Source organism: Moorena sp. SIO4E2, assembly GCF_010671945.1.
Taxonomy (GTDB): domain Bacteria; phylum Cyanobacteriota; class Cyanobacteriia; order Cyanobacteriales; family Coleofasciculaceae; genus Moorena; species Moorena producens.
In genome coordinates this window covers 1-7,313 of sequence record NZ_JAAHIE010000384.1, presented here as the reverse complement: position 1 = coordinate 7,313, position 7,313 = coordinate 1, and the positions used below count along the sequence as shown (strand labels likewise).

6 protein-coding genes are annotated in these 7,313 nt (G+C 41.6%); 5 read left to right on the top strand and 1 reads right to left on the bottom strand.

Going from position 1 to position 7,313, the window contains the following annotated elements:
* Positions 1 to 276: 276 nt before the first annotated feature.
* Entirely contained in the window at positions 277 to 1,920 is a 1,644-nt protein-coding gene (locus tag F6K37_RS28055; protein ID WP_008179654.1) for an SLBB domain-containing protein, read from the top strand.
* Between the two features lie 338 nt (positions 1,921 to 2,258).
* Positions 2,259 to 2,459, top strand: a complete 201-nt coding sequence (locus tag F6K37_RS28050) for a type II toxin-antitoxin system HicB family antitoxin (protein ID WP_008179652.1) — start codon at positions 2,259 to 2,261, stop codon at positions 2,457 to 2,459.
* 52 nt (positions 2,460 to 2,511) lie between these two features.
* Here F6K37_RS28050 and F6K37_RS28045 read toward each other — a convergent pair whose 3' ends face one another.
* Positions 2,512 to 2,904 (bottom strand): SCO5389 family protein, encoded by a 393-nt coding sequence (locus tag F6K37_RS28045; RefSeq protein WP_008179650.1) that lies wholly within the window; start codon positions 2,902 to 2,904, stop codon positions 2,512 to 2,514.
* Between the two features lie 422 nt (positions 2,905 to 3,326).
* Between F6K37_RS28045 and F6K37_RS28040 the strand changes: the two genes are divergently transcribed.
* Genes F6K37_RS28040 through F6K37_RS28030 form a run of 3 tightly spaced genes read left to right on the top strand, consistent with a single transcriptional unit; the run spans position 3,327 to position 7,291 of the window.
* The gene (locus F6K37_RS28040) at positions 3,327 to 4,301 is read left to right on the top strand and encodes a DNA-methyltransferase (RefSeq protein ID WP_287253706.1); all 975 of its coding nucleotides are present in this window, start codon (positions 3,327 to 3,329) and stop codon (positions 4,299 to 4,301) included.
* 7 nt (positions 4,302 to 4,308) lie between these two features.
* Positions 4,309 to 6,336 (top strand): ATP-binding protein, encoded by a 2,028-nt coding sequence (locus tag F6K37_RS28035; protein ID WP_287253704.1) that lies wholly within the window; start codon positions 4,309 to 4,311, stop codon positions 6,334 to 6,336.
* A 25-nt stretch (positions 6,337 to 6,361) separates the two neighbouring features.
* Positions 6,362 to 7,291 (top strand): hypothetical protein, encoded by a 930-nt coding sequence (locus tag F6K37_RS28030; RefSeq protein WP_287253702.1) that lies wholly within the window; start codon positions 6,362 to 6,364, stop codon positions 7,289 to 7,291.
* Positions 7,292 to 7,313: the final 22 nt, after the last annotated feature.

The window sequence follows — 7,313 nt, the reverse complement described above, 5'->3', positions numbered from 1 at the left end:
GCATCGCTTATTCAAAAGCTGTTCCCTTTGCTTACCCTATGCCCATAAGCACCTCAAGTAGCCTGTCCATAGCCCATAAGCTGATAACTGATAGCTGATAGCTGATAGCTGATAGCTGAATGCTTACCAATAACCAATTACACATGACAGGCCAAGGGAAGCGTCAATGAACCCTAAACAACCCTAAACAGATTGGTGAGGTGGCTTGAGTCACAACATATTCCGGATTTTCTGAACAATTTAGTGTGTCTTTATCTAGCAAGAGTCAATATGTTTATGAACAATACAGTTAACCCAGGAAAAAAAAGACCCCTTGATATTTTAAGCGAAATTGCTAAGAATCACAGTAGTCTACAACCACGATTGACTAGACCAGTGGTGGGTGTAAGCTTACTGGTGGTTTCCGCTATTACCCTACCTAAACCTAGCCTAGCTCAAATCCCTTCAATCAAGGTACCAGCTCCACCATCCCCGATCGAGGTACCAGCTTCAACATCCCCGATCGAGGTACCAGCTCCACCATCCATTGCTGACTTCATTAAGGTGAATCAGAGTAACACGGTATCAGCAGCCACACCCCCTGTGCGTAACTCTTTACCACCAGACAGAGCTTATACCCTTGATGCTGGAGATGTTCTTAATCTGAATATCTTTGATGTTGATGAATACAGTGGTCAGTATCAAGTACTGGTGAACGGTTCCCTTAACTTACCCTTGATTGGTAGTGTATTTGTAAGGGGAAAAACTCTCGATCAAGCTAGCGAACTCGTCACCAGTGCCTTTTCAGTTTACATCAAACGCCCAGTAGTTTCCTTGAGTCTGGTGAAACCCCGTCCTTTAAAAATTTCCGTGGCTGGGGAAGTGAGTCGCCCTGGAGCCTACACCATGGGTCTGAATGAAGGACAGCAATTTCCCTCCCTGACTCAAGCGATTAATTTGGCTGGGGGGGCTACCCTAACAGCAGACGTTAAGCAAGTAGAACTTCGGCGTCGTGAAGGCTCTGGGCAGCGCAATACTTATTATATCAATCTCCAGCAATTGATTAACAGAAGTGATATCAGGCAGGATGTTACCTTGCGGGATGGGGATGAAATCTTGCTCCGAACTACTACTGCTATCAACCCAGAGGAAACCCGTCTATTGTCCAATGCCAGTTTTGCAGCTAATGCCAGCCGTCCGATTCAAGTGGCTGTGGTCGGGGAAGTGATTAACCCAGGAGCTTATGTGGTCAAGGGAGAAACTCTGGGTAATAACAACATTAACATCGGTAGTGCTGATATCCGTAGCACCAATGCACCACCAACTGTAACCCAAGCGATCGCGATCGCTGGAGGCATTACCCAAGACGCTAACGTTCGCCAAGTTAAAGTGCGACGTTTGACCCAAGGGGGTACACAACAAGAAATTGCCTTGGATTTTTGGCAATTGTTGCGACAGGGTGACCTCTCTCAGGATATCCTCTTAAAGGAGGGAGATACAATTCTTGTCACCAAAGCTGACGAAATTGCTCCAGAGGTAGCATTGGCATTAGCAGATTCCAACCTTTCTGCTGCTGCCATCCCGGTCAATGTGGTTGGTCAAGTTCAACGACCTGGTAATGTGGAAGTCAAGCCCAATTCTCCTCTGAATGAAGCCTTGCTTGCCGCTGGGGGATTTGATGACGTTCGTGCTGAAAAGGGTTCTGTCGAATTAGTTCGCCTGAATCGCAATGGCACAGTTGAAAAAAGAGAAATTGAAATCGATTTTACTGCTCCAGTTAACGAGGAAACTAATCCCACCTTGCAGCCTAATGATGTGATTATTGTTAAACGGGATGGTGCAGCACAAACTGCGGACAACGTCGAAAGGATTTCCAGACCTGCTAGCGGTATTTTCAACCTAATTGAATTACCGATTAGATTATTTAACCTTCTATTCTAGTTTAGCTGTCAGCGATCAGTATTAAGCATTCAGCTTATTTGCTGACCGCTGATGCTTTGTAAGCATATGCGCTACAGATGGTGCTACTTGAGGTGCGGTCAGCGGTCAGCGGTCAGGGTTCAGCTATCAGCTATCATGCTTAAAATCAACCTATGCAGGCCTATGGCCACGCTACGAGAACGGGAGATTTTAATAGTTCGAGATTAATGAGAATTGAAAGTCTGGGCAAAAGCCCTTGGCCTGTGGCCAAAGCTTAGCTCTTTTATTCAAAAGCTGACAGCTGACCGCTGAGGGCTGAATGCTGACCAATTTTAATACTGAGTTTAGAGAAAAGTCTGATGAAATGGAGAGTGATTCTTGAGCCTGATCTAGATAACGGAGACTGGGCAGCTTGGTGCCCCGAACTTCCTGGTTGTACTTCCTGTGGTGAAACTAAAGTAGAAGCACTAGAAAATATGCGTGAGGCTATTCAGCTTTACCTTGAACCTGCACCCCTTGAGCTGGCTGAAGGTTCTGTCACTTGTGAGGTTACTATTTAATGATATCTATTTTCACGCCTAGGCTCTAGTAGCTAGAGCCTCTGGCCTAGTTTTAACAATGGATCAGTTCTGGTGTCTGGTTCAGAATTTGACTGCGAATAGAAATAAAGTCCTGATAAGCCGGTGATTCTAAAGCTTCTGGACGAAATATAGCGGTTTTGTGGCAGTTTTGAAATGCTAACTTGATGCCGAAATAACGTTCCACTGCACCACGAATCGCATCCCCACCTATCATCCGCAATAGCTGGGCTCGATCTTGCTCAGTTGGTGGTGGTACCGAATGCTCTACCCATTCCGCTTGACCCTGTGCCAAGCGCTTGGCCAGGTCTTCCACAATTCCAAAGGCATAAGGTAACGATTGCCTGATGCTCTCAATAAAAGCTTCTTGATTAACCTCACCCTCCTGTGCCTGCTTCAACAGCTCTGGAGTAATGTTCAGTGACATAGGCTTTTCCTTGATATCCCTAATGAAGAAAATAGTTATCAGAGGTTCACACTTAGTTGGCTGAACCTCCCAGGGAACAGTCTATCGTGATAATGATTCTTTTTATTGTTAATAATAATCATTATTAGTAAATAAATGTTACAATGCTGGTTGTACCAATTCTGGAAATTACGGCTATACATCAATTTCATCTTTCATCGGGTGCATCTCAGTTTTGCAATTAGGCAAAAATTCGGGATAAAATTCCCACACTCCCCACACTCCCCACACTTCCCACCCTCCCCACACTCCCCACACTCCCCACACTTGCGATCTTTTTTACAAATATGAGATGCACCCATTTCATCTCCCCATCTGGCCATCTGCATCTGTAGTCATACTTTTAAGAATTGGTATAATTTATAGCTAAAGGATAGTGCTTAGTGCGATTAGAGCAGAGGAATAAATCAGGTCGATACTATGTTGGCAATAGTGAGGAAATATTAAGTTATCGACCCCTCCGTAAACTACGAGGAAAGATTCAAATCATTCTCACTTCACCACCTTTTCCGCTAAATAAGAAGAAAAGTTATGGCAATATGACAGGGGATGAATATCTTGAGTGGTTTGCTAGCTTAGCTCCTATATTTGCCGAAATGTTGACTGAAGATGGCTCCATTGTAATTGAGATGGGTAATGGCTGGGAACCCAAACGACCTGTTCAATCCTTGCTGCCCATAAAATCTTTAATGAATTTTGTAGAAAATAATCAAGCTGGATTACGCCTTATTCAGCAATTTGTTTGTTATAACCCTTCTCGATTACCATCTCCTGCCCAATGGGTAACAGTGAACCGGATTAGGACTGTAGATAGTTTTACCAATATTTGGTGGATAGCAAAATCTGATTTCCCAAAAGCTGATAATTCCAAAGTCTTGCGTCCATACAGTAATTCAATGCTTAAATTACTAAATAGGGGTAATTTTAACGCTGGTAAACGACCATCTGGACACAATATCAGGGAGACCGGCTTTCTGCAAGATTGCGGTGGTTCAATTGCCCATAACTTTTTGGAATTGGAAAGTATGGACTCTAAGCGTCAAGTTCGCTTACCAGATCCTTTCAATGCCTTCTCACTGTCAAACAGCATCTCTAATGATTTCTTTACAAGAACCTGTAAGGAAAGAGGAATCAAGAACCCTCATCCTGCACGTATGCAGATGGGACTAGCAGCTTTTTTTATTGAATATCTTACAGACCGTGAAGATTGGGTGCTAGATCCATTTGCTGGCAGTAATACAACTGGCTATGCAGCTGCCCGCCTTGGTCGAAAGTGGATAGCTATTGACACTAGGGAAGAATATGTAGAGCAGTCAAAAATCCGTTTTGAAGATCCAGCTTTGAAAAACCTAACTTAGCAATCTTATGAAGAGTATCATCCAACAACTCACAGATATTAATCTCTTTAAGCGTAAGCCAGAAGGTGAAGATGTTCTATGGGACACAGGTCTTTTTGTTGGTCGTCCGTTTCGTCTCACGTACAGTCGAGCAGAGATTTTAGTAGCTGATGCCTGGAAACAGAGAGCTAAAGGTATTCCTCAAGGATGTTTTCTTCTTGCTTATTACGACAATGAGCTTCATGATTATAAAAACGCTGAAGCAATTCTCCTTCGCGTAGTTCAACCAACAAGACTGCCCACTGACCAGGAAGTTATTAGCAGCATGGTTGAGTACTATAAAGATGATATTCGCACAGGTACGAACCAGCGATCGCAACTAGATACATTTACGCGCTACGAATTTTCGTTTAGTGGTCTAGAATGCTCGGTTTTAGGTTCATTTTACATTGATGAGCAAGATCAAACCTGCTTTGGCGCAGACTTAGAAAACTTTTACAGCGCACACAACTATTCGGTGATCAAACCCTCACCTTCTTATTTGATAAAAATTGTAAACTACCGAGAACATGGATCACCTGGCCGCTCAGGAGATATCAAAATTGGGAAGGTTCGTTACAGTTCTAGCCGTCGCTTTCAGCAAACGGAAGAAGAAGTGCCTGTTTATGTTCAAGCTCCAGACTTTGCAGGCAAGCGGACAGCCTTATTTGGGATGACGAGAACAGGCAAATCGAATACTGTCAAGAAAATCATTCAATCTTGTGTGGAGATGAGTGATAATGCTCCATTTCAACTAGATAAAGACACCGAAAGCCCAGAGGAAGTTCTTAAACCTTTTACTGATGAAAACAATCCTAAATACCCAATCGGACAAATAATTTTTGATATAAATGGTGAATATGCTAATCCAAATTTACAGGATAAAGGCACAGCAATTTTTGATTTGTACCAGAATAGCACAGTTCGATATTCGACCGTGCCTAAACCTGGTTTCTTAGAAATGAAGGTTAACTTTTTTGAAGAAGTTGAAAATGGTTTTGAGTTAATTAGATCCTATCCGAAAATTGCAGATGATCCTAGCCGATTTGTAGTGAACTTCAAGTCAGTAGATTTGAATCAACCCGAAGACTATGCCACCAATCACTCATCGTCTACACGTCATGATCGCCGAGTTGCGGTTTATCTTTGCTGTTTGTACAGAGCAGGTTTTAAAGCCTCGCTGAAGTTTAAAGTTAAATTCAATGCCAACGAAAAAGTTCGTAATGCTGTTAGTCCAGGTGTAGATCCTAGTAAAGGAATAACCCTTGAAAAATGCGTAGACTGGTGGGAGAGTCTTTGGGATATTTATGATAATGATTCTGCTTTTACCACTTACAAACAGCAAAAAGGCCATGAGTGGGCTGATGAAGATTTAAAAGCACTTCTAGTTATGCTCACTCGAAAAAGTAAATCTGGAGGAAGAGCCGATTGCTCAGGATTTCGTATTCTCAATCCTGTCCGAGAACAACACACTAGCACTCTTCAAACACCTTACGACCAAGATATTCTGAACAAGTTAAGGCAGGGAAAAATCATCATTGTTGACCTATCTTTGGGCAATCCAGAAATACAGGCTATGTTTAGTGAACGAATTTGTAGGCGTATTTTTACTGATGCAATTGCCCGCTTCACTAGCACTCGTCCAAATAACTTCATTCAATTTTATTTTGAAGAAGCGCATAATCTTTTCCCTAAAAAAGAAGATAGGGACTTGTCTCAAATCTACAATCGATTAGCAAAAGAGGGAGCCAAGTTCAATCTTGGTTTGATTTATGCAACTCAGGAAGTTAGCTCAATCAGCAGTAATATTCTGAAAGCAACACAGAATTGGTTCATCTCCCACTTAAATAACGAAGATGAGATCAGAGAGCTTCGGAAATATTATGACTTCAGCGACTTTACTGAAAGCTTAATTCGCTTCAGTCAGGATACAGACAAAGGATTTGTTCGGATGAAGACCTACAGCAATCCATTTGTTATCCCAGTTCAGATTGATCGCTTTCCCCCTGAAAATTGATTACCACTTAATCTTTTATAAAAAAATGGGCTATTCAAGTAAAAATAATCGTCGTCCATTTGAAGCTGCTAGTAAAGCAGCTCATCATCATATCATTAATGATCCTGAAGTTCAGAGGTTGATGGATCGCATTTACAAGCCACCTCGATCTGGGGAAATTCCTTTAGAAAAGGTAACAGCAGATTTTGAACCGCCTAAAAGAAACAAAATTGAATCGATTATTGCTGTAGATGGCGGCTATGCTGAAGCAATTATAGAAAAAGATTTTCCCTCAAGAACAATTCATTTTCTACAGTTTGGAGCTTTGTTGTTTCAGCAGGAAGACTTGGCACGTCTTGACGCATCTGCCTTCATTGCACCAGAGGATATGTCTAAGCTAAAAAATATAGATAGAATTAAGCTGGCATTGCCTACAAAAAATATATGTTTTCAGAATGAAAATACTCTCAAAGTAAGCGTTTTGCAAGCAATTTATGAGTTTTTTAAAAACAATACTTTGGGCGCAGACAAAAGCCTAATAGATACTCTAGCGTGGTTTCTATTCCGTCGATATAAACCACGTTATCAGAGAAATGAAGACGATAGAAAGTGGGATTTAGCTACTAATCCCTTAAGCCCAAATGAAAACTCAAATCGAAAATCAATACTTGTTCTTGAAGAACAAAATATGGATCGGGATAATTATACTTTTACTTGTCCAGAAACAGGAGGAAAAATTTATCTAACGGATATTTTTCGATTTCAAGAGGTTATTGATGAAGATTTTGGTGCTACAGGAATTCTTGGATATTTAGTCAATGTCATTGAACACTTGATTATCATTCATATAATTCGCCAACTCCTGCGCTACCAACCAGATGCTTTGAAGAAAGTATTTTTTATTAAGGACGGTTCTACGGGATACTTTGGTCAGACTGCTTTATTACATAAGCCAATGCTTGACATGCTTATCTAGAAGCCAGTTAACCATGTCAAGA

Bases quoted from the DNA above. Each gene is read 5' to 3' on its own strand.
- F6K37_RS28055 (WP_008179654.1), top strand. From the start codon at position 277: ATGAACAATACAGTTAACCCAGGAAAAAAAAGACCCCTTGATATTTTA.
- F6K37_RS28045 (WP_008179650.1), bottom strand. From the start codon at position 2,904: ATGTCACTGAACATTACTCCAGAGCTGTTGAAGCAGGCACAGGAGGGT.
- F6K37_RS28035 (WP_287253704.1), top strand. From the start codon at position 4,309: ATGAAGAGTATCATCCAACAACTCACAGATATTAATCTCTTTAAGCGT.
- F6K37_RS28050 (WP_008179652.1), top strand. From the start codon at position 2,259: ATGAAATGGAGAGTGATTCTTGAGCCTGATCTAGATAACGGAGACTGG.
- F6K37_RS28030 (WP_287253702.1), top strand. From the start codon at position 6,362: ATGGGCTATTCAAGTAAAAATAATCGTCGTCCATTTGAAGCTGCTAGT.